At 62.8% G+C, this 26,831-nt stretch carries 22 protein-coding genes; 18 read left to right on the forward strand and 4 right to left on the reverse strand.

Annotated features, from left to right (window positions below; all coding sequences use genetic code 11):
- Positions 1 to 78 precede the first annotated feature (78 nt).
- The 12 genes from ACT6SE_RS08635 to ACT6SE_RS08690 all read left to right on the forward strand — a co-directional run bounded on the left by ACT6SE_RS08635 (position 79) and on the right by ACT6SE_RS08690 (position 17,577).
- A complete protein-coding gene (locus ACT6SE_RS08635) occupies positions 79 to 1,911 on the forward strand; it encodes a monovalent cation:proton antiporter-2 (CPA2) family protein (RefSeq protein ID WP_046430199.1) in 1,833 nt (610 codons plus the stop codon).
- Positions 1,912 to 2,088: 177 nt separating this feature from the next.
- Positions 2,089 to 2,967 (forward strand): bifunctional methylenetetrahydrofolate dehydrogenase/methenyltetrahydrofolate cyclohydrolase FolD, encoded by an 879-nt coding sequence (folD, locus tag ACT6SE_RS08640; RefSeq protein WP_005416247.1) that lies wholly within the window; start codon positions 2,089 to 2,091, stop codon positions 2,965 to 2,967.
- 292 nt (positions 2,968 to 3,259) lie between these two features.
- Positions 3,260 to 4,717, forward strand: a complete 1,458-nt coding sequence (gene guaB / locus ACT6SE_RS08645) for an IMP dehydrogenase (protein ID WP_005416248.1) — start codon at positions 3,260 to 3,262, stop codon at positions 4,715 to 4,717.
- Positions 4,718 to 4,824: 107 nt separating this feature from the next.
- Positions 4,825 to 5,304: a hypothetical protein gene (locus tag ACT6SE_RS08650; protein WP_046430202.1), complete on the forward strand. Its 480-nt coding sequence runs from the start codon at positions 4,825 to 4,827 to the stop codon at positions 5,302 to 5,304.
- Positions 5,301 to 6,866 (forward strand): glutamine-hydrolyzing GMP synthase, encoded by a 1,566-nt coding sequence (gene guaA / locus ACT6SE_RS08655; protein ID WP_005413109.1) that lies wholly within the window; start codon positions 5,301 to 5,303, stop codon positions 6,864 to 6,866. Before ACT6SE_RS08650 ends, guaA begins: the two co-directional genes overlap by 4 nt.
- A 93-nt stretch (positions 6,867 to 6,959) precedes the next feature.
- Positions 6,960 to 9,497 carry a type I restriction-modification system subunit M gene (locus tag ACT6SE_RS08660; protein ID WP_046430204.1) on the forward strand — a complete coding sequence of 846 codons (2,538 nt, stop codon included), beginning with the start codon at positions 6,960 to 6,962 and terminating at the stop codon, positions 9,495 to 9,497.
- Positions 9,488 to 11,404: a restriction endonuclease subunit S gene (locus tag ACT6SE_RS08665; protein WP_049420554.1), complete on the forward strand. Its 1,917-nt coding sequence runs from the start codon at positions 9,488 to 9,490 to the stop codon at positions 11,402 to 11,404. Before ACT6SE_RS08660 ends, ACT6SE_RS08665 begins: the two co-directional genes overlap by 10 nt.
- Before the next feature lie 27 nt (positions 11,405 to 11,431).
- Complete coding sequence (locus ACT6SE_RS08670) at positions 11,432 to 14,569, forward strand: type I restriction endonuclease subunit R (RefSeq protein WP_046430205.1); 3,138 nt, start codon at positions 11,432 to 11,434, stop codon at positions 14,567 to 14,569.
- Positions 14,569 to 15,285 (forward strand): M48 family metallopeptidase, encoded by a 717-nt coding sequence (locus tag ACT6SE_RS08675; RefSeq protein ID WP_046430206.1) that lies wholly within the window; start codon positions 14,569 to 14,571, stop codon positions 15,283 to 15,285. Before ACT6SE_RS08670 ends, ACT6SE_RS08675 begins: the two co-directional genes overlap by 1 nt.
- Before the next feature lie 134 nt (positions 15,286 to 15,419).
- On the forward strand, positions 15,420 to 15,866 hold the full coding sequence (locus ACT6SE_RS08680; protein WP_444811136.1) for a hypothetical protein: 447 nt from the start codon (positions 15,420 to 15,422) through the stop codon (positions 15,864 to 15,866).
- Positions 15,841 to 16,982 (forward strand): IS3-like element ISStma9 family transposase gene (locus ACT6SE_RS08685; RefSeq protein ID WP_087944428.1). Its coding sequence is split into 2 segments (ribosomal slippage): positions 15,841 to 16,078 and positions 16,078 to 16,982, totalling 1,143 coding nucleotides; the frame shifts between segments, so codons are not numbered across the junction. Before ACT6SE_RS08680 ends, ACT6SE_RS08685 begins: the two co-directional genes overlap by 26 nt.
- A gap of 217 nt (positions 16,983 to 17,199) precedes the next feature.
- Positions 17,200 to 17,577 (forward strand): hypothetical protein, encoded by a 378-nt coding sequence (locus ACT6SE_RS08690; protein WP_444811137.1) that lies wholly within the window; start codon positions 17,200 to 17,202, stop codon positions 17,575 to 17,577.
- A gap of 128 nt (positions 17,578 to 17,705) precedes the next feature.
- Here the strand turns inward: ACT6SE_RS08690 and ACT6SE_RS08695 are convergent, their stop codons facing one another.
- The gene (locus ACT6SE_RS08695) at positions 17,706 to 18,062 is read right to left on the reverse strand and encodes a hypothetical protein (protein WP_046430208.1); all 357 of its coding nucleotides are present in this window, start codon (positions 18,060 to 18,062) and stop codon (positions 17,706 to 17,708) included.
- Positions 18,063 to 18,604: 542 nt separating this feature from the next.
- Positions 18,605 to 19,522 (reverse strand): LysR family transcriptional regulator, encoded by a 918-nt coding sequence (locus ACT6SE_RS08700; protein WP_046430211.1) that lies wholly within the window; start codon positions 19,520 to 19,522, stop codon positions 18,605 to 18,607.
- Between the two features lie 97 nt (positions 19,523 to 19,619).
- Here ACT6SE_RS08700 and ACT6SE_RS08705 point away from each other — a divergent pair, with 97 nt between their 5' ends.
- The 4 genes from ACT6SE_RS08705 to ACT6SE_RS08720 all read left to right on the forward strand — a co-directional run bounded on the left by ACT6SE_RS08705 (position 19,620) and on the right by ACT6SE_RS08720 (position 22,989).
- The gene (locus tag ACT6SE_RS08705; protein ID WP_046430212.1) at positions 19,620 to 20,459 is read left to right on the forward strand and encodes a type 1 glutamine amidotransferase domain-containing protein; all 840 of its coding nucleotides are present in this window, start codon (positions 19,620 to 19,622) and stop codon (positions 20,457 to 20,459) included.
- Between the two features lie 98 nt (positions 20,460 to 20,557).
- Positions 20,558 to 21,289, forward strand: coding sequence for a hypothetical protein (locus ACT6SE_RS08710; protein ID WP_046430214.1), 732 nt, complete (start codon positions 20,558 to 20,560; stop codon positions 21,287 to 21,289).
- Positions 21,290 to 21,537: 248 nt separating this feature from the next.
- A complete protein-coding gene (locus ACT6SE_RS08715; protein ID WP_014645756.1) occupies positions 21,538 to 22,452 on the forward strand; it encodes an IS110-like element ISStma6 family transposase in 915 nt (304 codons plus the stop codon).
- A gap of 225 nt (positions 22,453 to 22,677) precedes the next feature.
- Positions 22,678 to 22,989, forward strand: coding sequence for a hypothetical protein (locus tag ACT6SE_RS08720; RefSeq protein WP_046430225.1), 312 nt, complete (start codon positions 22,678 to 22,680; stop codon positions 22,987 to 22,989).
- A gap of 126 nt (positions 22,990 to 23,115) precedes the next feature.
- Here ACT6SE_RS08720 and ACT6SE_RS08725 read toward each other — a convergent pair whose 3' ends face one another.
- Positions 23,116 to 24,492, reverse strand: a complete 1,377-nt coding sequence (locus ACT6SE_RS08725; protein ID WP_046430227.1) for a hypothetical protein — start codon at positions 24,490 to 24,492, stop codon at positions 23,116 to 23,118.
- Positions 24,493 to 24,658: 166 nt separating this feature from the next.
- On the opposite strand from ACT6SE_RS08725, the gene ACT6SE_RS08730 reads away from it, so the two are divergent.
- Together ACT6SE_RS08730 and ACT6SE_RS08735 are read left to right on the forward strand one after the other, a co-directional pair.
- Positions 24,659 to 25,138, forward strand: coding sequence for a tetratricopeptide repeat protein (locus ACT6SE_RS08730; protein ID WP_444811138.1), 480 nt, complete (start codon positions 24,659 to 24,661; stop codon positions 25,136 to 25,138).
- Positions 25,139 to 25,199: 61 nt separating this feature from the next.
- Positions 25,200 to 25,982: a 3-hydroxybutyrate dehydrogenase gene (locus tag ACT6SE_RS08735; protein WP_046430232.1), complete on the forward strand. Its 783-nt coding sequence runs from the start codon at positions 25,200 to 25,202 to the stop codon at positions 25,980 to 25,982.
- Here ACT6SE_RS08735 and ACT6SE_RS08740 read toward each other — a convergent pair.
- A complete protein-coding gene (locus ACT6SE_RS08740; protein ID WP_046430234.1) occupies positions 25,979 to 26,743 on the reverse strand; it encodes a COG4705 family protein in 765 nt (254 codons plus the stop codon). The genes ACT6SE_RS08735 and ACT6SE_RS08740 overlap by 4 nt on opposite strands.
- Positions 26,744 to 26,831 lie beyond the last annotated feature (88 nt).

Genomic DNA, 26,831 nt, shown 5'->3' on the forward strand with positions numbered 1-26,831 from the left:
GCGCAACATGCGTGCTATTGCCGTCATCGGCATTGCTCTATTGTTGAACCCGATTCTGGATCTTGGGGAACACACCGCATGGCGGTAGAAGCAGCGACCAGCGAGCTGGTCAAGGTCGTCGCCCTGTTGGGCGCGGCGGTGGTGATGGTGCCTTTGTTCCGTCGGGCCGGCCTGGGCTCGGTACTGGGCTACTTCGCCGCTGGCCTGGCGATCGGACCGTTCGGGCTGGGCTGGTTCTCCGACCCGCAGGCGATCCTGCATACCGCCGAACTCGGCGTGGTGATGTTCCTGTTCGTGATCGGCCTGGAGATGCGGCCCTCGCACCTGTGGAGCCTGCGCAAGGAGATCTTCGGGCTGGGCACGCTGCAGATCGTCACCTGTGCGCTGGTGCTGACCAGCATCGCCAAACTGTTCGGCCTGCCGTGGCAGGTGGCCTTCATCGGTGCCACCGGCTTCGTGCTCACCTCCACCGCGGTGGTGATGCAGTTGCTGGCCGAGCGCGGCGACATCGCGCTGCCGTCGGGGCAGAAGATCGTCTCCATCCTGCTGTTCGAGGACCTGCTGATCGTGCCGTTGCTGGCGCTGGTGGCCTGGATGGGCCCGAGCGCGGGCAGTGCCGACGGCGAAGGTTCGCGCTGGCTGTCGGTGGCGATCGGTGTGGGTGCCATCGTCGGCCTGGTGCTGGTCGGCCGCTTCCTGCTCAATCCGTTGTTCCGCGTGCTGGCCGAATCGAAGGCGCGCGAGGTGATGACCGCCGCCGCGCTGCTGGTGGTGCTGGGCGCGGCGCTGCTGATGCAGCTGTCCGGCCTGTCGATGGCGATGGGCGCGTTCCTCGCGGGCGTGCTTCTGAGCGAGTCGACCTTCCGCCACCAGATCGAAGCGGACATCGAACCGTTCCGCGGCATCCTGCTTGGCCTGTTCTTCCTCAGCGTCGGCATGGCGCTGGACCTGGGCGTGGTGGCTGGCAACTGGCAGCTGATCCTCGGGCTGGTGCTGGCGTTGATGGTGGCCAAGGCGCTGTGCATCTACGTGGTCGCGCGCATCATGGGCAGTGACCACGCGCAGGCGCTGGATCGCGGCGTTCTGATGGCGCAGGGTGGCGAGTTCGCCTTCGTGCTGTTCTCCGCTGCCGCCTCAGCCGGCGTGATCAACCTGGAGATCAATGCCAACTTCACCGCCGTGGTGGTGTTGTCGATGGCGCTGACCCCGCTGGTGGTGCTGGTCTACAAGCGCATCGCGCCGAAGCCGACGGTGAACATGGACGGCGTGGACGAGGCCGAGGGCCTGTCCGGCAGTGTGCTGCTGATCGGCTTCGGCCGCTTCGGCCAGGTCGCCAGCCAGTCGCTGCTGGCGCGCGACGTGGACGTGACCATCATCGACAACGACGTGGAGATGATCCAGAGCGCCGCGCGTTTCGGTTTCAAGATCTACTACGGCGACGGTACGCGACTGGACGTGCTGCATGCCTCGGGCGCGGCCACCGCGCGTGCGATTGCGGTGTGCGTGGACAAGGCCGAGGCCGCTGACCGCATCGTCGAACTGGTGTCGCACGAGTTCCCGCAGGCCAAGCTGATGGTGCGCTCATTCGACCGCGAGCATTCGCTGCGGCTGATCCATGCTGGTGTCGATTTCCAGATCCGCGAGACGTTTGAATCGGCGGTGCTGTTCGGCCAGGCCGCGCTGGTGGAGCTGGGTGCGGATGAGGACGATGCGGTGGAGATTGCCGAGCAGATCCGGCGCCGCGATGCCGAGCGTTTCGAGCTGGAGATTGCCGGTGGTGGCTTGAATGCCGGCGCCAAGATGGTGTTCGGCAATTCAGGCCAGGGCGTGCCGACGCCGACGCCGTTCACCGCGCCGAAGCGGGCAAGCAAGACGTTGAACCCGCAGGACGTGCCGGAAGAGGAAGAATGAGGTTTGCGGGTCGGATCCCTTTCCAGCGGAAAGGGCTCTGACCCGCTACGTCGTGCTGGGGTCAGAGCCCTTTGCCTGTGGCAAAGGGATCCGACCCCGCCAGGACCCCATCCTGCGGTGGGCGAGGGGGCCTGAATCAGGGACAATAGCGTCCCCGCCGCCCCACGCCTGCTCCCGATGACTGATTCCGCCGCCCCGCATCCTGCCCGCATCCTTGATGGTCGCCGCATCGCCGAGGACCTGCTCGACAGCCTGAAGGTGCGCGTCGACGCCCGCGTGGCCGCCGGTGGCAGCCGCCCGGGCCTGGCCGTGGTGCTGGTCGGTGGCGACCCGGCCTCGACCGTGTACGTGCGCAACAAGCGCCGCGCCGCCGAGAAGGTCGGCATCGAAGCGCATGACTACGATCTGCCGGCCGGTACCACCGAGGCCGAGCTGCTCGACCTGATCGACCAGCTCAACGCCGATCCGAAGATCAACGGCATCCTGATCCAGCTGCCCCTGCCGGGCATCCCCGATGCGCGCCGGCTGATCCAGCGCATCGACCCGCGCAAGGACGTGGACGGCTTCCACCCGGAAAACGTCGGCCACCTGGCCCTGCGCGAGTTCGGCCTGCGCCCGTGCACCCCGCGTGGCATCACCACGCTCCTGGGCCACACCGACCAGCCGGTACGCGGCCGCAACGCCACCATCGTGGGCGTGAGCAACCATGTCGGCCGCCCGATGGGCCTGGAGCTGCTGATTGCCGGCTGCACCGTGACCAGCTGCCACAAGTTCACCCCCAAGGACGTGCTGGAACAGGCCGTGCGCAACGCCGACATCCTGGTGGTGGCGGTGGGCCGCCCGGGCATCGTGCCGGGCGAGTGGGTGAAGCCGGGCGCGGTGGTGATCGACGTCGGCATCAACCGGTTGGACGACGGCCGCCTGGTGGGCGACGTCGGGTTTGAGGCGGCCGCCCAGCGGGCGAGCTGGATCACCCCGGTGCCGGGCGGCGTGGGCCCGATGACTGTGGCCACGCTGATGCAGAACACCCTGGAAGCGGCGGAAGCGCTGAGCTGACCATTTTGGGTGGGTGCCGACCGTTGACCCGCTCCTGGTAGGTGCCAACCTTGGTTGGCACACATTCATCGGGGCCATCGGCCCATCTGGGGTGCCGGTGCCGGACGGATCGTGCCAACCAAGGTTGGCACCTACCAAAGGCGGTTCCGTGGGGGTTCCCAAGCGGCGCGTGGCCCCGGTCCGTCGCGCTGAACCGATCGCCGCCGGCGCGACACTGCGTCGCATCTACCCCCTGCCACGCGACGCGAAAACAGGGTAAAATGTCGCGCTTCCCCACATCTCGGGTATGCCGATGCTGCGCATCCAGGCTGAAGCACTCACTTACGACGACGTCTCGCTCGTCCCCGCCCACTCGACCATCCTGCCCAAGGACGTCAACCTCGAAACGCGGTTGACCCGAGACCTGAAGCTGAAGCTTCCGATCCTGTCCGCCGCGATGGACACCGTCACCGAAGCCCGCCTGGCCATCGCCATGGCCCAGCTCGGCGGCATGGGCATCATCCACAAGAATCTCAGCCTGGAACAGCAGGCCGCGGAAGTGGCCAAGGTCAAGAAGTTCGAGGCAGGTGTCATCCGCGACCCGATCACCGTCGGCCCGGAAACCACCATCCGCGACGTGCTGGCCCTGACCCAGGCGCACAACATCTCCGGCGTGCCGGTGGTGGGCAGCGACGGCCAGCTGGCCGGCATCGTGACCCACCGCGACATGCGCTTCGAGACCGAGCTGGACGATCCGGTCCGCCACATCATGACCAAGAAGGATCGCCTGATCACGGTCAAGGAAGGCGCCGCGTCTGACGAAGTGCTGCAGCTGCTGCACCGCAACCGCATCGAAAAGGTGCTGGTGGTCAATGACTCGTTCGAACTGCGTGGCCTGATCACCGTCAAGGACATCCAGAAGAACACCGACTTCCCGAACGCTGCCAAGGATCTGTCGACCCGCCTGCTGGTCGGCGCTGCCGTCGGCGTGGGTGGCGATACCGATCGCCGCGTGGAAGCGCTGGTCGCCGCCGGCGTGGACGTGATCGTGGTCGATACCGCGCACGGCCACTCGCAGGGCGTGCTGGACCGCGTCAGCTGGGTCAAGAAGAACTTCCCGAACGTGCAGGTCATCGGTGGCAACATCTGCACCGGCGAAGCCGCACTGGCGCTGCTGGACAGCGGCGCGGACGCAGTGAAGGTCGGCATCGGCCCGGGCTCGATCTGCACCACCCGCGTCGTCGCCGGCGTCGGCGTGCCGCAGGTCACCGCCATTGATCTGGTGGCCGAAGCGCTGCAGGACCGCATCCCGCTGATCGCCGACGGTGGCATCCGCTACTCGGGCGACATCGGCAAGGCGCTGGCCGCCGGTGCCTCGACCATCATGGTCGGCGGCCTGCTGGCCGGTACCGAGGAATCGCCGGGCGAGACCGAGCTGTACCAGGGCCGTTCGTACAAGAGCTACCGCGGCATGGGTTCGCTGGCTGCCATGGAGAAGGGGTCGAAGGACCGCTACTTCCAGGACGCCGCCACCGCCGACAAGCTGGTGCCGGAAGGCATCGAAGGCCGCGTGCCTTACCGCGGCCCGGTGGGCGGCATCATCCACCAGCTGATGGGCGGCCTGCGCGCCACCATGGGCTACGTGGGCTGCGCCACCATCGAAGACATGCGCAGCAAGCCCAAGTTCGTGAAGATCAGCGGCGCCGGCCAGCGTGAGAGCCACGTCCACGACGTGACCATCACCAAAGAGCCGCCGAACTACCGCGCCTGATGCGCTTGCGAACTGCTCTTGCGATTACGGGCAGCCTGCTGATGGCAGGCTGTTCGTTGTCCGAACCGCCGCCGCGCTCCGGGTCTCCGGGCGCGGCGGTTTCGCAATTGCAGGACGTACAGGCGTGCCAGAACGCGTTCTCGCTGCCGAAGGGCTGGCAGGTGCAGGCCGCTGGCGAACAGCGTTGGCTGCTGAAGGGCACCGGCGAGCGCCCGCTGCAGGTCACGCTGCAGTGCATTACCGAGCTGTGGGCTGGCCCGGAAGATCCGGTGACCGATTCGGTGCTGGGGCCGTTGGAGCCGAAGCGGATGAGCGCCGCGATGGCCGATTGGGGTACTGCGAAAGCATCTGGCTACCCGATGCGCGCCTTTCAACGGCGCATCGTACCCGGCACCGAAGTGCAGGAAATCGCCGAGCTGCCGCGCGCTGACCGCGCCAACCCCAACGCACCGCATGGCCTGCTGATGCTGCGCTGGGACGAGGAAGACCCCTCACATATTCAACAACGCGAGGCGTTCATCGCCACGCTGACGCAGAGCCTTGAAGCGCCGGGCGCTGCGAAAAACACCACTGGAACGGCACCATGACCAACATCCATAACGACAAGATCCTCATCCTCGATTTCGGCGCGCAGTACACGCAGCTGATCGCCCGCCGCATCCGCGAGCTGGGCGTCTACTGCGAAATCTGGGCATGGGACCACAACCCGGCCGAGATCGCCGCGTTTGGCGCCAAGGGCATCATCCTGTCCGGTGGCCCGGAATCGACCACGCTGCCGGGCGCCCCGGCCGCGCCGCAGGAAGTGTTCGACAGCGGCCTGCCGATCTTCGGCATCTGCTACGGCATGCAGACCCTGGCCGCGCAGCTGGGCGGTGCCACCGAAGCCGCTGACCAGCGCGAATTCGGCCACGCCGAAGTGAACGTGATCAACCCGGATGCACTGTTCAAGGGCCTGAGCGACCACGGCGGCGAGCCGAAGTTGAATGTCTGGATGAGCCACGGCGACCATGTCTCCGTTGCACCGCCGGGCTTCACCATCACCGCCACCACCGACCGCATTCCGGTGGCCGCCATGGCCAACGAAGAAAAGCGCTGGTACGGCGTGCAGTTCCACCCGGAAGTGACCCACACCCTGCAGGGCCAGGCGCTGCTGCGCCGCTTCGTGGTGGACGTGTGCGGCTGCCAGACCCTGTGGACCGCCGCCAACATCATCGACGACCAGATCGCCCGTGTGCGCGAACAGGTGGGCGATGACGAAGTGATCCTGGGCCTGTCCGGCGGTGTCGATTCGTCCGTGGTGGCTGCGCTGCTGCACAAGGCCATCGGCGAGAAGCTGACCTGCGTCTTCGTGGATACCGGCCTGCTGCGCTGGCAGGAAGGCGACCAGGTGATGGCGATGTTTGCCGAGCACATGGGCGTAAAGGTGGTGCGCGTGAATGCCGCCGACCGTTACTTCGCCGCGCTGGAAGGCGTGAGCGACCCGGAAGCCAAGCGCAAGATCATCGGCAACCTGTTCGTTGAGATCTTCGACGAAGAGTCGAACAAGCTGAAGAACGCCAAGTGGCTGGCGCAGGGCACCATCTACCCGGACGTGATCGAGTCGGCCGGCAGCAAGACCGGCAAGGCGCACGTGATCAAGAGCCACCACAACGTGGGCGGCCTGCCGGAGCACATGAAGCTGGGCCTGGTGGAGCCGCTGCGCGAGCTGTTCAAGGACGAAGTGCGCCGCCTGGGCGTTGAGCTGGGCTTGCCGCGCACCATGGTCTACCGCCATCCGTTCCCGGGCCCGGGCCTGGGCGTGCGTATCCTGGGCGAAGTGAAGCGCGAATACGCCGAACTGCTGGCCAAGGCCGATGCCATCTTCATTGATGAGCTGCGTAAGGCCGACCTGTACGACAAGACCAGCCAGGCGTTTGCCGTGTTCCTGCCGGTGAAGTCGGTGGGCGTGGTGGGTGATGCGCGCGCTTATGAGTGGGTGATTGCGCTGCGGGCCGTGGAGACGATTGACTTCATGACGGCGCATTGGGCGCATCTGCCGTATGAGTTCCTGGGAACGGTTAGCAACCGGATCATCAATGAGTTGCGGGGGGTTTCAAGGGTTGTCTATGACATCTCTGGGAAGCCGCCGGCGACTATTGAGTGGGAATAACTGCTGTGCCATAAATAGCCGGAGCCCACTCCGGCTATTTTTCCTCATTCAATGGCTTTGTCCGTCTTGGGCTTGAAGCCGATCGCGAATTAAATGGCTCTCAAGAAATCAGAACTCTATTCCTCGCTTTGGCAAAGCTGCGACGCGCTGCGCGGCGGCATGGATGCCAGCCAGTACAAGGATTATGTACTGGTGCTGCTGTTCATCAAATACGTCAGCGACAAGTACGCTGGCAAGCCCTATCAGCCACTCACCATTCCGCGCGGCGCCAGCTTCGCCGACATGGTGGCGCTGAAGGGGAAGAGCGACATCGGCGACCAGATCAACAAGAAGATCATCGCGCCACTAGTCGACAAGAACCCTCAGCTTTCGCTCTCCGACTTCCCCGACTTCAATGACGCGGCCAAGCTTGGTACCGGCAAGGAGATGGTGGAGCGGCTTACCGACCTGGTGGCGATCTTCGAGAACAAGGCGCTCGATTTCTCGAAGAACCGTGCCGAGGGCGATGACATCCTGGGCGACGCCTACGAATACCTAATGCAGCACTTCGCCACCGAAAGTGGCAAAAGCAAGGGCCAGTTCTATACGCCAGCCGAAGTGAGCCGCGTAATTGCCGCGACGCTGGGTATCGCCACCGCGCCGACCACGCATCAGACCACGGTATACGATCCAACCTGCGGCTCGGGCTCGCTGTTGCTGAAGGTGGCTGACGCGGCGCCGACCAAGGTGGCGTTGTACGGTCAGGAAAAGGACGCCGCCACCAGCGGCTTGGCGCGGATGAATATGATACTGCATGACCAGCCCACGGCTGAGATCACGCAGGGCAACACGCTGGCTGATCCGAAGTTTCGGGATGGCAAGAAGGGTAATGAAAGCCTCAAGGTCTTCGACTACGTTGTGGCCAATCCGCCTTTCTCCGACAAACGCTGGAGTACTGGCATCGACCCGCTGCACGATCCGTGGGAGCGCTTCAAAGGCTTCGGCGTGCCGCCGGCCAAACAGGGCGATTACGCCTACCTGCTGCACATCGTGCGCTCGCTCAAGAGCACCGGACGCGCGGCCTGCATCCTGCCGCACGGCGTGCTGTTCCGCGGCAATGCCGAAGCCGATATACGCCGCGCGCTGATCCGCAAGGGCTACATCGAGGCCATTATCGGCCTGCCGGCCAACCTGTTCTACGGCACGGGCATTCCAGCCTGCATCATCGTCATCGACAAATCGCGCGCGGCCGAGCGTGTGGCCGACGGCACCGGCATCTTCATGATCGATGCCAGTCAGGCCTTCATGAAGGACGGCCCCAAGAATCGCCTGCGCGAGCGCGACATTCATCACATCGTCGACACCTTCCGGCGTCGGCAGGACGTGCGGCGCTATGCCCGGCAGGCGAGCCTGCATGACATCGAGAAGAACGAGTACAACCTCAACCTGCCGCGCTACATCGACAGCCAGCTGCCCGAAGATCGGCAGGACATCGAAGGCCACCTGCGGGGCAGCATCCCCGAAGCTGACGTCAAGGCGGCCGACAGCCTGGTCAGTCGCTACTGGGCCGTGTGCCCGGAGCTCGAGCGTGCGCTGTTCCGATCCAACCGCACCGGTTACGTCGATCTGGCTGTCGACAAGGCGACGATCAAGTCCACCATCCACGACCATCCCGAGTTTGTCGGCTTCATTGCACGCATGAACGCGCATTTCGCCGCGTGGCGCGACGCGCAGGCCCAGGCGCTGAAGGCGCTGCGCCCCAACACGCCTGAAGCCAAGCCCCAGCGCGTGATCGCCGAACTCTCCGAAGTCCTGCTCGCCCACTACCTCGGCCAGCCACTGATCGACGCCTACGCCGTTTACCAGCATCTGATGGATTACTGGACGCAGACCATGCAGGACGATTGCTACGCAATAGCCGCCGACGGCTGGAAGGCACAGACCTACCGCGTGATCGAGACCGATAAGAAAGGCAAGCGGAAGGACAAGGGCTGGGCCTGCGACCTGGTGCCTAAGCCGCTGGTCGTCGCGCGCTACTTCGCCAAGGAGCAGGCCTCGCTACAGGCGCTGCAGGGCGAGCTGGAAGGCGTGAGCGCAAGGCTCGCCGAGTTGGAGGAGGAGCACAGCGGCGACGACGCAGCCTTCGTCGGTTTCGACAAGATCAACGTCGCGGCGGTGAAGGACCGACTTCGCGAGATCGAAGGCGAGGTAAAGGCCGAGATCAAGGCGGCCAAGAGGGGCAAGTCAGACAGGTCACGCAAGGCGCTGGCGGCTACCGGTAGCGATGCGGAAGAGCCTGTCGCCGAAGAACTGCGTGTTCTGCTGGATTGGTTGAAGCTCGCGGCCGAAGAATCGGCGCTGAAGAAGAGCGTGAAGGAGGCCGACGCGGCGTTGGATGCAGCGGCCTATGCGAAGTACACGGAACTCACTGAGGCCGAAGTGCAGGTGCTGGTGGTGGACGACAAATGGCTGGCCGCGCTGGAAGTGGCGGTACATGGCGAGATGGATCGGCTGAGCCAGCAACTGACGGCGCGGGTGAAGGAGCTGGCGGAGCGCTACGAGGCACCGCTACCGCAGTTGAGCAAGCGCGTGGCAGAACTTGAGACGCGGGTGAGCCGGCATTTGGAGAGAATGGGGTTCTCATGGCGATGAAGGAAGCCACTGCCCGATATCGCCTTTTGAGTAACGGCGAGAAATGGCAGCACACTGAAATCGGCCCGTTGCCTATCGACTGGCAAGTGCGACGCCTTAACGAGCTGGCGAGCATTAGAACCGGTATTGCGAAGAACGGCGGCGCGGCAATCGACAACCCTGTTCTCGTACACTACCTGCGCGTCGCGAACGTACAGGATGGCTACCTGGACCTGTCGGAGATGAGCCAGCTCAAGGTCCGCGCCGAAGACGTCAAGCGATATGCCGTTCTGCCTGGCGATATGCTGATGAACGAAGGTGGGGACCTCGACAAACTCGGGCGTGGGACTTTGTGGAACGGGGCGTTCGAACCGTGCGTTCATCAGAATCACGTCTTCGTCGTTCGTTGCGGATCCCGGCTTCTTCCTGAGTTGTTGAGCGCATGGACCGGCTCGGTGCAGGCGCGTCGCTTCTTTATGCTGGCGGGACGGCAAACAACAAACCTTGCTTCGATCAATAAGACGTCGCTAGGACAATTTCCTATTCCGTTGCCGCCTACAAAGGGTGAACAGCAAGCCATCGCCGAAGCGCTCTCCGATGCGGATGCCCTAATCAAATCGCTGTCGCTGTTGCTGGCCAAGAAGCGCCAGATCAAACAAGGCGCCATGCAGGAACTGCTCACCGGCAAGAAGCGGCTGCCGGGGTTCGACGCGGAGTGGGTCACACGGCGCCTTGATCAGCTTGCCGACATCAGGAGTGGAGGCACCCCGAGCACTGCACAGGATCAATTTTGGAACGGCGATGTCTTGTGGTGTACGCCGACGGACATTACGGCACTGGATGGGCACAAGTACCTCAGCGACACCGCCCGCAAGTTGACACTGTTTGGTATGCGCGCAAGCGCGGCAGAGTTCATTCCCGCCAATTCGATCGTCATGACATCGCGCGCGACGATCGGTGAGTGCGCTATCAATGTGGAGCCTGTGACGACAAATCAGGGCGTCAAGAGTTTCGTTCCCTTCGAGGGTGTCGACATAGACTTTCTGTACTACCTCCTGTTGGTACAACGCTCTGCTTTCATCAATCTGTGCAGTGGCAGCACGTTTCTCGAGATAGGAAAGACACAGCTTTCGTCGTACGAAGTGGTGGTCCCTGCAGAAAAGGGCGAGCAAACAGCCATCGCACAGGTACTTTCAGAAATGGACGAAGAAATCGTCGCATTGCAACGCAGGCTGACGAAGGTGAGAGATCTCAAGCAAGGCATGCTGCAGGCGCTACTCACGGGCAGTATTCGCTTGGTGCAGCCTGCGTCCAATGTCATCCCTCTACCCACCGAATTCGCGGCGGCTAAATTGCCCGCCACTCAGCCCAACCACAACTGGCAAATCAACGAAGCCGTCGTCATCGGCGTGCTCGCTCAGCGATTCGGCAGCGAGAAGATGCCGTTGGGCCGCATGCGTCGCGTGAAGCTCACGTACCTGCTGCACCGCCATGCCGAAGGCCGGGCCGAGGGCTGCCTGAACAAGGCCGCCGGCCCATACAATCCGGACACCAAGTACAAGGGTCCGGAGCAGGTCGCGCTGAAGAACGGCTACGTGCGGGCGCTGCGCAATGAGAAATACGAAGGTCTCGTCGCCGGCAAGGAGATCGAGCAGGCGCAGCGCTACTTCGAGCAGTGGTACGGCGAGGCCGCGCTGGCGTGGCTGGAGCGCTTCCACTATCGCAAGACTGAGGAACTGGAACTGCTGGCGACCGTGGACATGGCGATGGTGGATCTGGCCGCCAGTGGAGAGCTGGCCGACGTGGTCAGCGTCAAACGCATCATCGCCGCGCATGCGGAATGCTTGCCCAAGCTGTCGCGCGAGTTGTTTTCGGACGAGCGCATCGCCGCCACCATCGCCGAGTGCCAGACACTGTTCGGCGTCTGACCACCCCATATCCCTAGGAGCTGCCTCATGTCCCCGATCGGACAACCAGAACGCGCCACGCAAGATCGCGTAGTCGCACTCTTCCGCGACGAATTGGGCTGGCGCTACGCGGGTGACTGGTCGGACCGCGAGGGTAACGCCAACATTGAAGAGAGCGAGCTCACGGCTTGGCTATCAAAGCGAGGCTCTACGCCTGCGCAGATCAGCGCCGCATTACTGCGCCTGCGCAGCGAGGCAGGTAACCACCATCGCGCGCTCTATGGGAACAACAAGGCCGTGTACGGCATGCTGCGCTATGGTGTGCAGGTATTGACCGCCGCAGGGGCCAAGACGCAAACCGTCGAGCTGATCGACTGGCGGCATCCGGAGGCCAACGACTTCGCCATTGCGGAGGAGGTGACGCTCAAGGGCGACCGCACGCGGCGGCCTGATCTGGTGCTGTACGTCAACGGCATCGCCATCGGCGTGATCGAGCTGAAGAATAGCCGGGTATCGGTGGGTGATGGCATCCGTCAGTGCCTGTCAAACCAGCTTCCGATGTTCCACGAGGCGTTCTTCAGCACGGTACAGTTTGTCTTCGCGGGCAACGATTCCGAGGGATTGCGCTACGGAACGGTTGGAACGCCCGAGAAGATGTTTCTGAAGTGGAAGGAAGATGAAGCCGACGACAGCCGCTTCAAGCTCGACAAGTACTTGCTGAAAATCTGCGACAAGGCTCGGCTTATCGAGCTGATGCGCGACTTCGTGCTATTCGACGGAGGAGTGAAGAAGTTGCCCCGCGTGCACCAGTATTTTGGCATACAGGCGGCGCAGGCGCATGTACAGCAGCGCAAGGGGGGCGTCCTGTGGCATACGCAGGGTAGCGGCAAGAGCATCGTGATGGTATTGCTGGCTCGTTGGATCCTCGAGAGCCGGCCGCAGGCGCGAGTGGTGATCGTGACTGACCGCGACGAGCTGGACAAGCAGATCCAGCGCGTGTTCATCGATGCTGGCGAGAAGCTGCACCGCAGCCGCAGCGGGCGCGATCTGATGACACAACTGGCGCAACCAGCGCCTAGGCTGCTGTGCTCTTTGGTGCACAAGTTTGGTGTGGAGGCGCGTGGCCGCGACAACAAGGAGTTTGAGGCCTTCCTGGAGGAGCTCCAGACGCAGTCGCCAACGGCGGTGGGTGAGCTGTTCGTCTTCGTTGACGAATGCCACCGCACGCAAAGCGGTCGGCTGCATTGGTTGATGAAGGCATTGCTGCCCCAGGCGGTGTTCATCGGCTTCACCGGCACGCCACTGCTAAAGGCTGACAAGCAGTCCAGCCTGGAGGTGTTCGGGGGCTACATCCACACCTACAAGTTTGGAGAGGCGGTGGAAGATGAGGTGGTACTGGACCTTGTGTACGAGGCTCGTGATATCGACCAGCGGTTGGGCTCGTCGGCGAAGATCGATGCCTGGTTTGAGGCCAAGACGCGCGGCCTAAATGCTTGGCAGAAGCAGGAGCTGAAAGCCAAGTGGGGCACCATGCAGCAAGTGCTGAGCTCTCGTTCGCGCATGGAGCGCGTAGTTGCTGACATCGTGTTCGATTTCAGCGTGAAGCCGCGGCTATCGACCGAGCGGGGTAACGCAATCCTGGTCGCCTCTAGCATCTTTGATGCCTGCAAGTACTTCGCGCTGCTGCAGAAGACGCCGTTCAAGGGACGGTGCGCCGTCGTTACCTCGTACAGCCCGCAGGCCAAAGATGTGACGACCGAGGAGGTCGGCGCCAATACAGAGAGCGACAAGCAGTTCATTTTCAATACCTACACCGAGCTGCTCAATAGCGTGCAAGCCAAGCCGGGGATGAGCCCTACCGAGACCTACGAGGAGTGGGCCAAGGCTCTGTTTGCTACCGAGCCTGCGAACATGAAACTGTTGGTGGTGGTGGACAAGCTCCTGACCGGTTTCGACGCGCCGCCGTGCACCTACTTGTATATCGACAAGTCGATGCAAGACCATGGCCTTTTCCAGGCGATATGCCGCACTAACCGCTTGGACGGCGATGACAAGGACTTCGGTTACATTGTCGACTACAAGGATTTGTTCAAGAAGGTGGAGAAGGCAATTGCCGTCTACACCTCGGAGCTGGACCACAGCGCGGGCGACACTGACCCAGAAGTGCTGATGCAGAACCGCTTGGAGATCGGCCGCAAGCGCCTGGATGATGCGGTGGAAGCGTTGGCGTTGCTGTGCGAGCCAGTAGCGGAGCCGCGTGGTGAACTGGAGCACATCCGCTACTTCTGCGGAAATACCGAGATCGCCAGCGATCTGACTGCCCATGAACCGCAGCGTGTGATGCTCTACAAGGGCGTTGTCGCACTGTTGCGCGCGTGGGCAAACGTGGCCGACGAATTGGGTGCCGCTGGCTATTCCGCGGCAGACGATGTGCGCCTGCGAGGGCTGCTCGACCGCTATGTGAAACTGCGCGAGATCGTGCGTAAGGCAAGCGGCGAGATGCTGGACTTGAAGCCTTACGAGGCGGATATGCGGCACCTGATAGACACCTACATCGAGGCCGAGGAGCCGCGTGAAATCTCACCGTTTGAGGGTGTCGGCCTGCTTGAGCTGATAGTGAAGACTGGCATCGCCGATGCTATCTCTGCGAAGCTCGGCGAGTTCAAAGGCAACCGCGATGCGATCGCCGAGACGATCGAGAACAACGTGCGCAGTAGAATCGTCAAGGAGCACCTGAACGATCCTGCCTTCTACGAGCGCATGTCGGCATTACTGGACGGCATTATCAAGCTACGCAAGGAGAAGGCGGAAGAGTACGAGCAGTACTTGCTACACATTGCGCAGTTGGTGAGGCAGGTCGATGCAGGTCGTGCGGAAGGTGCGCCGATCGAATTAACCACGCCGGGACGTCGCGCGCTCTACCATAACCTGCAGCCTTGGCTTGCGGAGCGACCGGGAGGCCACGTTACTGAGTCGATGCTGCTCTATGGTGACGGAGATGTTCGGAATGCGGCACTTGAATTGGCGCTGCGCATCGATCAAACGGTAAAGGAGATAAGGCCGGACAGCTGGCGAGGCAATCCGGCAAAAGAGAACACCATCAAGGCAGCGCTGTTTGCATTGCTGCAGAGTGCAGAGCAGGTAGAGCGTGTCTTTTTGATTCTCAAGGCCCAAGGCGAGTACTGATGCCGACTCGCATCGCGCTTGGTGGCATCGAGGCGGAAGTGGTTTTCAAAGACATCCGCAACGTCCACCTGACTGTGCTTCCGCCAAATGGGCGCGTGCGCATTTCCGCTCCGGCGCATATGGCTCTCGACACGGTTCGTGTGTTCGCTTTGTCCAAACTAGCTTGGATCAAAAGCCAGCGCGAAAGTATGGGTGAGCAGGAGCGTGAGCCGTCACGTGAATACTTGGAGCGTGAGAGTCATTACGTTTGGGGGCGGCGCTATCTGCTGAAACTTGTGGAGACCGACGGCGCGCAAATGGTGTCGCTCCGACATCGCACTCTGGTGTTAGCAATAAAGAGCGGTGCCGACCAGGCGGCTAGGAGGGCGGTGCTTTCGCGTTGGTATCGAGATCAGTTGCGCGAGCGTGCCAGTTCATTGGTTGCGGACTGGAGTCGTAGGCTCGGTTTGGATGCTCCGCGGCTTTACGTCCAGCACATGAAGACCAAATGGGGAAGCTGCTCGCCGATTCGGCGCTCGATCCGTCTCAACACTGAGTTGGCCAAGAAGCCTCCGGGTTGCTTGGAGTACATAGTCGTGCATGAGCTGGTTCATCTAATTGAGCCCACGCACAACGAGCGCTTCAAAATACTGATGCGGACAATCCTGCCTGATTGGGAGGATCGTCGGCGTGCATTGAACGCGTTGCCGGTCAGGCACGAGAACTGGGACTATTGATCCGCTGAGTTGGTTTGATGATAGATGTGATGATGGCGTGCGACGGAGTAGCTTTGAATAGGTTGGCGTTAGTCAAGAAGTAATAGGGTTATTCGGTATTTTGGCTTGCATATCTAGCGGAAGGGGTGGAAGGGATGACGCTTTCAATGGCATGGATTAGGAGCGCGGGAGCGCAGCAGGAATTAGTTTTTTGTTCTGATAGCCGTCTGAGATGGGCTGGTGCTTGGGACGCCTGCCAGAAGATATTTCCACTTTCCCGCGGCGACTGCGCCATTTCATTTGCAGGTGATACAAAATTTGCATACCCGTTTATTCATGCGGCAATAAATGCAATTGAACTGCATCGCGGCTCTTCACGTCGGCAGATTGATCTTTTTGAGGCAAAGTCTGTACTTCTCAATGCCATCAACGCGATGTTGTCAGAGCTGCGAGAATTTTGTGCTGGCCAGGATAGGTTTGAGGAGCCTGATCTGCGCTTGATTTTTGGTGGTTTGAATCGCCCAGGGTTCCGTAGACACCTCGCAGCCATAAACTATGGCTTAGGCGGAGGTGGTTATGAGCACGAAGCGGTACACCGATGAGTTCAAGATCGAGGCGGTCCGACAGATCGTTGAGTACGGCCGTCCGGTAGCGGAGGTTGCCGAGCGACTGGGCGTGTCGATCCATAGTCTTTACGGCTGGAAGCGGCAACAAGGCAAAGGCGATGTTGGCCGGCGTGTCGAGCAGGACCAGAACGCGGAAGTGCGCCGCCTCAAGGCTGAGCTACGCAGGGTCACTGAAGAGCGAGACATCCTAAAAAAAGCCGCCGCGTACTTTGCAAAGGGGTAAGAGCAAAGTACGCCTTCATGAAGCAACACGCAGATGAGTTCGGCCTCGCGGCGATGTGTCGGATGCTTGGCGTCCATCGCAGTGGCTACTACGCCTGGCTAAAAGAGCCGGCAAGCGCTCGCGACAAGGACGATCAGCGGTTGCTCGGCCTAATCAAGCACAGCTGGCTGGAAAGCGGCTCTGTGTATGGCCACCGCAAAGTGACCACAGATCTGCGCGAGCTTGGCGAGACGTGTAGTCGTCATCGCGTGGCACGCTTGATGAAGAGCGAGGGGCTGCGGGCAATGGTCGGCTACGGTCGGCGACCACGCCCATTGAGCGGCCCTGTTGGATCAGTCGCCAAGAACGTTCTGGCTCGCGGCTTCAAAGTCAGTGAGCCAAATCGCGCGTGGGTCACGGACATCACCTACATCCGCACGTACGACGGCTTCCTGTACTTGGCGGTAGTGCTTGATCTGTTTTCGCGTCAGGTCGTTGGATGGGCAACCCGACCAACTCAACATACGGACCTGGTTTTGCAGGCGCTATTGGCTGCAGTGTGGCGGCGCAAGCCAAGCCCCGGGCTTCTGCTTCACTCCGACCAGGGAACCCAGTTCACCAGCGAAGACTGGCAGAGCTTCCTGCGCGAGCACGACATCGTGTGCAGCATGAGTCGACGAGGAAACTGCCATGACAACGCAGCGATGGAGAGCTTCTTCCAGCTACTGAAGCGGGAGCGTATTAAGCGGAGGATCTACAGCAATCACGACGAGGCACGGGCCGACGTCTTCCAGTACATCGAGATGTTCTACAACCCAAAACGGCGGCACAGTTCCAACGACGGGCTGTCCCCGGTAGAGTTCGAGAAGCAGTACGCACTAAACGGCTGACGACTGTCTAGAAAACCCTGGGCGATTCAGTTACTCGTGGAAGAAGAAGCGATTCGCGCTATGGAAATTTCACTTCAACAATGGTGAGAGGGAATTTAGGAGCGCGGAAATATCTGGCTGGGATGGCCTGGGTAAGAATAGGACAATTGTCGTGCTCGGGGACCCGAACGCATCGCCATCCACTATGAGGCGCGCGGCACGGACAAATGAAAGTGCTGTGGAACCCCATGAGGACATTGAAGCGATTGCAAAGCGTTCGCTAGTCGATATTCTGGATTCCCGAGGCTTAAGAGATGCATCTGGATTGAATTTGGAGCCGCTTGAAGTTCTAAGAAACCTCATACGCTCTAATTCTTCGCCGTACATCGGTGGAGCGCCACAGGTTGTTAAAGTTTATCAGCACATGAATGTTCAGCCATTCGGGATTAAGTGGCCAGATGCGTCCGGGCGTGTCGCTGTGCTTGGCAGGATATTGCCAGTCGGTGAGAAACTCCATGTTCCTGTGCTGGATCCGGAAACACTTAAGACGCAGCGCCAGGATGGAGTGTTGTTCGCAGAGCCGCAATCTGAGGAATGCAATATTGCAGAAGGTTGAGGGATCAGTCCAGTAGGGGCGTCACTTCCGTGTGATCACTGTGCTTCTCGATGTCCCCTCGTGATCGGAAGCGAATAACACGCAGGATTTCAGGTCTGTTCGATTTACATCGGCAGGCGCGCCGATCATCACTCCGGCCTAACCTCCCGACAGGCCCACTCAACCAGTCCCCGGCAAGCCAGAAACAACCCATCAACTACCCCCTCATCCAAATGCCGCTCCGGGTCCGCCGCTACCCTGCAGCGGTCTGCCGCGTGCAGCAGCTCCAGAACCGTCAGCGCTCCCACCATCGCGCGCTCACTCCTGGCCAGACTCACGCGACGGCCGGGTGACACATCGGTTTCTGGCCAAGGGTGCCCATCAGCTCCCTCGCAGCCGCGCATGCGCTTGAGGATGCCGAGCAGGGAGTTCAGGTCGGGCAGGGGAGTGTCGTCGTTGATGGGCTCAACAACGGTGTACGAGGAGAAGGTGTCGGATTCGTTCATGGCGTCGGCTTCCGTGGCTGTGCTTAACAGCGCCACCGTGTAGAAGGGTGGCGGACGATGCGTGGCTGCAAACCGGACGATAGTTGTCAGTACCCGGCGGGTCCGAAGACCCCCACGCACCGCCCGCCAGAAAGGCCGACGGATTACCCGCCGGCACCGGTTGAGGACGGTGCCGACGGGTAAGCGTAAACAACTAACAGTTCGGGTTTGCAGGCCCGGCCACCCGTTGTCGGTGGCACGTCATGGTGTTTATGCCGTAGCTCTGAATGCCAATAGAAATTCGCGAAGGAATCGTGGAATCCGAGAGCGAAGAACTATTGTTGCACGCACCACGCGTGCAGCACGCGACACCGCCGGACGCATTCGCGCAGCTGCTCTGCTGATGGCGAGTCAAAGTGGCGCAATCGCCCATGCCACAAGCGAATAGCGCGACAGCCTTCTTTGCAACAGTTCTTAGTCCGCCTCGCCAAGCAGCGGCACGCGATCAGCCGCACATCCCGAAAAGCGGTTCAAACCCGACACCGCCAACGAGCCTCCCAACTTCAACCAACGCGATCCTCAGCCGCATTCCCCACCAACAACTCAATCATCGCCCGCGCCGCCGCCGACTGCCGCCGATGCGGTGCATAGATCACCGAGAACGGCCTTGACCGCCCTCGCAGCTGCGGCAGCACTTCCACCAGCTGCCCGCGCTGCAGTCGCTCGCGCACGATGAACTCATAGCTCTGGCAGATGCCAATACCCTGTTCGGCCAGCGACACCACGCCCAGCACATCGTCGGAGGTCTCGATGGACGAACGCGGCAGCCAGTCCACGTCGCGCCCGTCGTCGCGGAAGATCCACGGCGCCAGCCGCCCGGTGCGCGGCATCACGAACGGAAGGCACAGGTGCTGCTGCAGATCGTCCAGCGTCTGCGGCGTCCCCCGGCGTCGCAGGTACTCCGGCAAAGCCACCAGCACCAAAGGCGCATCTTCCAACTTGCGCCCCACCAGCCCGCTGTCCGGCAGCTGGCCCAGCCGGATGGCCAGGTCGAAGCCTTCGGCCACCAGGTCCACGTTGCGGTTGGTGATGTTCAGTTCCACCTGCACCTGCGGGTACTGCAGCGCAAAGCGCGCCAGCACGGGCGGCAGCCGGTAGTGGCCATAGGTGGTGGGCACGCTCAGGCGCACGCGGCCGGCCAGCGCTCCGTCCTGGGCCAGTACGTCGCGCTCGGCGTCGTCCAGCAGGCCGAAGGCGGTGCGCACCTGGTCCAGATAGAGCCGCCCGGCGTCGGTCAGGCCCACGCGGCGGGTGGTCCGCTGCAGCAGCTGGCGGCCCAGCCGCGCTTCCAGGCGGGTGACCGCGCGGCTCAGCACCGAGGGCGTGGTGGACAGCGCCACCGCGCCGGCCGTGAACGAGCCGTGCTCGACCACCGCCAAGAACACTTCCACATCGCCCAGGTAGTCGAACTTGCGGCTCATTTGGCTCTCCGGGGAACAGATGTTTTGCGATGGGGCCAATTTATCGCCGCTGGGGCGATGAATAAAGTGGCGGCCATTCCCCGATAGGAGCTACCCCATGAACCTGATGACCCGGCTGGCCGCAGCGCTGGCCCTGACCCTGGCCGCCACCGGCGCGCATGCCGCCAACGTGCTGGTGGTGCTGTCCGACGAAAACCACCTGGACCTGAAGGACGGCAAGGTGCTGTCCACCGGCTTCTATCTCAACGAGCTGATGCAGCCGGTCAAGCTGCTGCTGGACGCGGGCCACGAGGTGACCTTCGCCACGCCGCAGGGGCGGGCGCCGACGGTGGATGCGTCCTCGGTGACGCCGGCGTACTTCGGCAACGACGCCGCGCAGCTGACGCTGCACAAGGACCTGCTGGAGAAGCTGGCGCTGACCTCGCCAACGGCCTCGCCGGTGGTCAGCCTGTCGCGCATCGAGCAGCAGGGGTATGCGCGTTTCGATGCGGTCTACATTCCCGGTGGCCACGCGCCAATGCAGGACCTGCTGAAGAGCCCGGCGCTGGGCCGGTTGCTGGCCGACTTCCACCAGCGCAACAAGACCACCGCGCTGGTCTGCCACGGGTCGATCGCGCTGCTGTCCACGCTGCCGGATGCGGCGGGTTTCGTGGCGAAGCTGGACGCGGGTGCGATGCCGGCCACGCCGAAGTGGATTTACAGCGGCTACCGGATGACGGTGATCAGCAACCAGGAAGAAGCGCAGGCCAAGCCGCTGCTGGGCGGCGGTGAGATGAAGTTCTACCCGCAGACCGCGCTGCAGCGGGCGGGTGCGACGTTCAGCAGCAATGCCACGCCGTGGACCGGGCATGTGGTGGTGGACCGCGAGCTGATTACCGGGCAGAACCCGGCTTCTGCGCTGGGGGTGGGGCAGCGGTTGGTGGAGCGGTTGAAGTAGGGCGGTTTCTGCATCGCATGCGGTGCCGTGGCACCATGATGGGCTGGCCTCGCCCTTCCGGGCGGGGCCGTTTTCCCAGGGAAGCCCTCGAACACGACATGCGAACGTCTTTTTTCATTCTCTCCGCCCTGTGCCTTGGCTTGCTGTCCGGCTGTGCCAGTGGCCCGGAGGAGCACGCCTCAAGCCGCGAGATCACCAGTGCGTTCGTGGCCGACGACGGCCAGCTGTACCTGTTGCCGCACTATGACGAGCCGATGCGCTTCAATGCCGCGCCGTTCCGCGAGTACCGCGCGCTGATGGACAGCCCGCTGCGCGAGGCGGTGGCCTGCGCGCAGATGTACTTCCATGAAGACTGGCGCGACCCGGCGAACAAGGCCAAGGTGCACGGCAGCTATGCGCTGCTGCTGCGGCCGGAGCAGGTGACGGCGCAACAGGCCGCGCAGTTCAAGCTGGAGCGGATTGAGGTCGCCCCGCGTGAGGCCAAGGCCGTGGAGGAGCGGGCGCGCTACTACCTGCCGATGGACCGGACCCGTTACGCGCTGGCGTTTGATCGCGCCTGCAATCTTTCAAGGAAGGGCGGCAGCTATTACAGCGCGCTGTTCGAGGGCGACGGCGAACGGGTGCAGTTGCCGGATGCTGCGGCACTGGCTGAGAAGGGGAAGCTGGCACAGCCGATCAATGCGCGTGCGCAGCGGATCCTGCCGGAGAGGGAGGACAAGCCGGGTGCGGGTTCGGCGGCGGGCAAGGTGCTCGGCGCGGCGCTGATCCCTGTGGCGGTTCCGGTGTTTGTGTTGAGCCTGCCGTTCCTGGGGCCGGATCATTGGAAGTGAAAAGGCGTTGAAGCCAGAGCATCCACGCGTGGCGTGGATCTTATCTCTTGCCGATCTGGCACCTTGGGTGCCGAGAGCCCGGCGTGGGCGACCGTGTGGATCCAGGTCTTGCGACCGAGAAGTAGCTTGGGTCCCCACGCCGGATTCTCCCTGAACCGCCCGAACAGTTGGTTGAGTTGGCGCTCGAACTGATAAGACTGGGCAAGCGGGGAGAGCTCTCGACCCTGTCAGCCTAGCGGAGTTCTGTCATGTTTGGGATCGGGATCGATGTGAGCAAAGCCACGCTGGATGTGGCCGTCCATGGAGAGCAGTTTCGCCAATTCAGCAACGACAAGCGCGGCTTTGTGCGCTTGATTCGGTGGCTGAAGACGTGGCCGATCAAGCAGGTCGTTCTTGAGGCAAGCGGGGGCTACGAGCGTGCTGCTCTGGATGTATTGCACGCCGCCGGCCTGCCGATGGTGCGAATCAATCCGGCGCGTGCACGGCGATTTGCCCAAGGCACGGGCCGTGCCGCCAAGACCGATCGGCTCGATGCGACAGTGCTGGCGCAGATGGCCCATTTGTTACCGCTGACCCGCTACGTACCGCCTGCCCCTTGGCAGCAGCGTCTGGCTGAATTTGCGCAATGCCGCAGGCATCTGGTGCAGATGCGGGTCAGTGAGATGCAGCGCTTGCGGCGATTGGTCGATCCGGATCTGATTGCGATGAAGCAACGCCATATAGCCCAGCTATCTGACGACCTGAAGCAACTGGATAAAGCTATTGCCGAGCAGCTTGAGGGACAGCCTGGCTGGAAGAATATCGGCGCGCTCAAAGGCGTCGGCCCCATCCTGATCAGCACACTGGCCTGCGAGCTGCCCGAACTGGGCAGCTTGGGAAGCAAAGCCATAGCATCGCTGGTGGGGTTGGCCCCGATGAACCGCGAAAGTGGCACCTGGCAGGGCCAACGGCGGATCAGTGGTGGGCGCGCAGTGGTACGCGAAGCCCTTTACATGGCGGCCCTGACGGCCATCCGGTACGAGCCAAGACTGCGCGCGTTTTACGCTGGCCTGAAGGCCAAGGGCAAAGCGAGCAAGGTGGCGCTCGTGGCGGTCATGCGCAAAATGCTGGTGATCCTCAACGCCCGTAAGCGGGACGCCGAGGTGGCCCTCGGCTGCCCCTGACAAGACAGTTGCTACCCGGGCCTCGTCAGTGCCTGAACATTTATCCTGGAGATCTGTGTGCCAAGCACGCTAGAAACTGTTCTGAAGACCGTAGGCTTCATTGTCCTCGCGGCACTTCCCTTGGTGATCCTTTGGTTCATCCTTCGGCGAATGTCAGCGACCGCACGTTCTGCATTGGGATCAGGGCTGCGTTTGAATCCCCCTCGCCGGATTTCCGGTAAGTCCATGACCCTGGTGATGGTGGATGGAAAAGAGGATCGGGAGCACTACTTCTTTGATGCGGCGTCCTTTTACCTGCGACGTGGGCCGGTGCCTACGGCGGTTCCGCTCTCGCAGATCACCTCAGTCACACGAACGTCCGACAAGATCTACGGGCGCTATTTCTGGCGGGTGTGCTTCAGCAAAGCATCGGGCAGAAAGTGCGTGACGTTCACCAACAACCTGACGCTGTTCAATCGCGATTTCCTGCTCTTCCTGGAGGCGGTGCGGAAGGCCAATCCACTGGCGACTGTGGATCAGGCGGGTCTGTTCTTCTGATTGCGCGGGGACATCAGCGGCGCTGATTGGCAAATGGAGGGGCCAGGGGGCGGGTTGCCTTGGACACGGTGCTGGGCGATTCAGTTGTGCGGGCGTTGAGGGAGTGAATCCACGCATGGCGTGGATCTACTGGCACCTCTGCCTGCCGCCAGCCACACAGCTTGCCCGCCAGTGCTCCCAAGTCTTGCCATCGATGCCGGCCTTCAGCGCAATGCCCTGCAGCTCGGCCCAGTTCCTCGGCGACGGCGCGGCCAGCAGCCCGCGCATGAAGGCCTGCATCTTCGCTTCGCCCACCTGTTTCTCCAGCGAGAGCAACAGCAAGGGGGCATAGACGTAGCGATACATCTCGCCCAGATCGGAGTTGCCGTCGATGGCATCGAATGCTGGCAGCTGCTTGTCCTGCGTGTCGATGGCCGATTGCAGTCGCGCAATATAGCGATCGGCCGCGGCATCGCCACTGATCTCGCGCAGCGCCTTGATCGACAGGAACTCGGCGCTGGACTCCAGCAGCACCCAGAAATACGGCCCCTGCGGATGGTTCAGTGTGCCGAAATAGTAATGGCCCATTTCGTGTGCGATGTACTGCACGCGCCGTTCGGCCTTTTCTCCACCGGCCAGCAGCGAGTCGGCCACGTTGCCGATGCTGCCGCTCATGGCGATGGTCGGCCAGGTGGCAAAGCCCCACTCGCTGCCTTCGCGGTCGCGCTCGATCTGGTTGAGCGTGACCATGCGCAGGAAGGTGGGGCGGTCGGCCAGCGGCACTCCCATGTAGCGTGCATGCACGTTGGCCACCTGCTGCACCGTGCTGGACAATGCATCAACCTTGGCCGTGGGCAGGGTCTCGTTGAGGATCGTGACCTGTGCGGTGCGGGTGATCGGGCCGCCGCCGCCGAACAGGAGGATCGGCCGCGCGGTGTCGCTGTGGAATCGGCCCTGCGCGCCTTCGATGGCCGGGCTGCCGTTGAGATACAGGAAGCGGCAGCCGCTGCAATTTACCCGCAGGTCGTAGCGGCTCTCGCTGCTGCGCAGGCGGGCCTTGGGGTCGAATGCCTGCGGCAACCATGCGGACTGTTCGCTGAAGCGGGCGCTGTCGCCGTTGAAGGCCATCATGCCCTTGAAGTCGCCCATGGCATCGTGCTTCGGGTAGAGCGGGAACGCGCCCACGTACTGCACACAGAGCGTGGCGGCGGGCTCGGCCAGGGAGTAAACGCGCGCTTCGCCATCGACGCCCGGGCCGTACCAGCCATCGAACCCGATCGATCTACCCTCACCATCGGTGACCCGCGCGACGTTCAGGCCGGCGTTGAGCACGAACGCGCCCCTTGATTCGGCTGGGAGGTTGGACATGCAGACCTCGCCCTCGACACGGCCGCTGGCAATATCCAGCCGCACGCTGCCGGTGGTGAGCGGTGTGGCCGGTTGTGCGGCCGGTGCGGCCACGCTGGTAGTGGGAGCGAGCAGCGCGATCAGGGCGGCAGGCAGTAGGGCGTTGCAGGGGGTCATCGGGCCATCCTTGGGTGGATGGCGTTGACTATAGGGCCAACATCGATGGACGCAGAGAGTCTTCTGGTCACTCGGTCTTGTGGGGCTGGCGCAATGCCCTGGCCTGGTGCAGGCATACTGTCAGCCGGGCGAACGGATGCCCGCAAACAGGAAGGAAGCCTGTGCCATGACGAACATGCCAACCCAACTCACGACCGACTTCGATGCGGTGCTCGACCATGGTGACATTGCCGAGGCGCGACGGCTGTTGGCCCCGCAGCTTGCACGCGGCTGTGCCGAAGCGTTGTTCCTCTCTTCTTCGATGCCTGTGGGGGAGGACCACGCACATGCCGAGGCGGACAGCTTCGCGACCCTCAAGCAGGCCGCAGAGAAGGGCTATATCCCGGCAATCCATGCGGTAGGGCTGTGCCTGCTGACCGGTGACCGCGTCGAGCAGGACGTCATGCGGGCGGCCGCGCATTTTGAGCGGGCATCGGAGGCCGGCCATCCGTCGGCCATGTACGAGTTTGGCCTGGCGCTGTTCCATGGCAAGGGTGTCCCCAGCGACGTGCCACGTGCGGTGTACCTGATCCGCGCTTCGGCGCAGGCTGGGAATGAGTACGCCAGGGAGTTCCTGCTGGCGTACTCGTTGGACGTGGGCACATAGGAGGAGGGTGCGGAGGCCGATAACGCTACACTGGCGTCCTACCCCCGATGGAAGCTCACCCATGTTCAGTGGCAAGGTTGCGGTGGTCACCGGCTCCACCAGCGGTATCGGTCTTGGCATTGCCACCGCGCTGGCCCGGCAAGGCGCCGATATCGTGCTGAACGGCTTCGGCGATGCGGCGGAAATCGAACGCATCCGTTCCAAACTGGAAGCCGAGTTCGGCGTGCGCGTGGCGCATGACGGCGCCGATCTTTCCCGTGGCGAGGCAGTGCGCGGCATGATCGACCACGCCGTCGCGACGATGGGCCGCATCGACATCCTGGTAAACAACGCGGGCATCCAGCACACCGCGTCGATCGAGGAATTCCCGGCCGAAAAGTGGGATGCGATTCTGGCGCTGAATCTCTCGGCGGTGTTCCATGCAACGGCGGCGGCCTTGCCCCACATGAAGCAGCAGGGCGCCGGCCGCATCATCAACATTGCGTCGGTGCACGGGTTGGTGGGCTCGGTGAACAAGTCGGCCTACGTGGCGGCCAAGCATGGCGTGGTGGGCTTCACCAAGGTGACCGCGCTGGAGAATGCGGGCACGGGCATCACCGCCAATGCGATCTGCCCGGGCTGGGTGCGGACGGCGCTGGTCGAGCAGCAGATCACCGCGTTGGCCGAGCGCGAAGGCACGGATCAGGAGACCGCCGCGCGTGAGCTGCTGGCTGAGAAGCAGCCGTCGTTGCAGTTTGTGACGCCCGAGCAGCTGGGCGGGATGGTGGTGTTCCTGGCCTCGGACGCGGCGGCGCAGATCACCGGAACGGCGCTGCCGGTGGATGGGGGCTGGACGGCGCGCTAGCTGGCTGGCTGCGCCTTGCGCTGCAGCATCGGCAGTGCCACCAGTGTGGCGAGCAGGGTGAACAGCACCAGCGACGAACCTACGGTGCCGAAGCCCAAGCCACCCTTTTCCAGTGGCTTGGTGAGCAGGTCGCCGAAGGTGGCGCCGAACGGGCGGGTGAGCACGAAGGCGATCCAGAACAGGATGACCCGGTTGATGCCCTTGATGCGGCTGGCCAGCGCAGTGAGCGCGATGAGGCTGCCGATCAGCAGTGCGCCGCCGGTGAAGCCCAGCCCGGAATCGTCGGCGAGGAAATCACCCAGCGCGGTGCCGAGCGTGTTGGAGAACAGCACGGCGGTCCAGTAGAAGCCTTCGGCGCGGCGCGATGCGATGTTGTTGACCGAGATCGACTTTTCCGATACCCGCCAAGCCAGCAGCACCAGCGCCAGGCAGCCGGCCAGCAGACTGGCGCCGGTGGCGTAGCCCAGGCCGAGCGTGCGGTCGATCAGGTCGGACAGGGTGGTGCCGGCGGTGCTGGTCGCCAGCACCACCGACCAGAACAGCACCGGATGGAAGCGCCGCGCGGACAGTTGCAGGCCCAGCAGGCCGGCGAAGATCGCCAGCAGGATGGCCGAGCTGGCCACGTAGCCCAGGTTGAGCGTCATCGACAGCAGATCGCCCGCAGTCTCGCCGAGGGTGGTGGCGGCGATCTTCATCACCCAGAAACCGAGGGTGACCGCCGCCACTTTGCTGTGCAGGGAATCTGCGTCTGAAGCGCGCATCGAACGTCGCCTGGGGAGCCCGCGGGTGATGCTGTGGCGGGCGGCGTCGGAGTGCAGTCGGAACCAGGTTTGGCGAGGGTGAGCGTGG

This window comes from Stenotrophomonas sp. LC732, from assembly GCF_052446685.1.
GTDB classification, from domain to species: Bacteria; Pseudomonadota; Gammaproteobacteria; order Xanthomonadales; family Xanthomonadaceae; genus Stenotrophomonas; species Stenotrophomonas muris.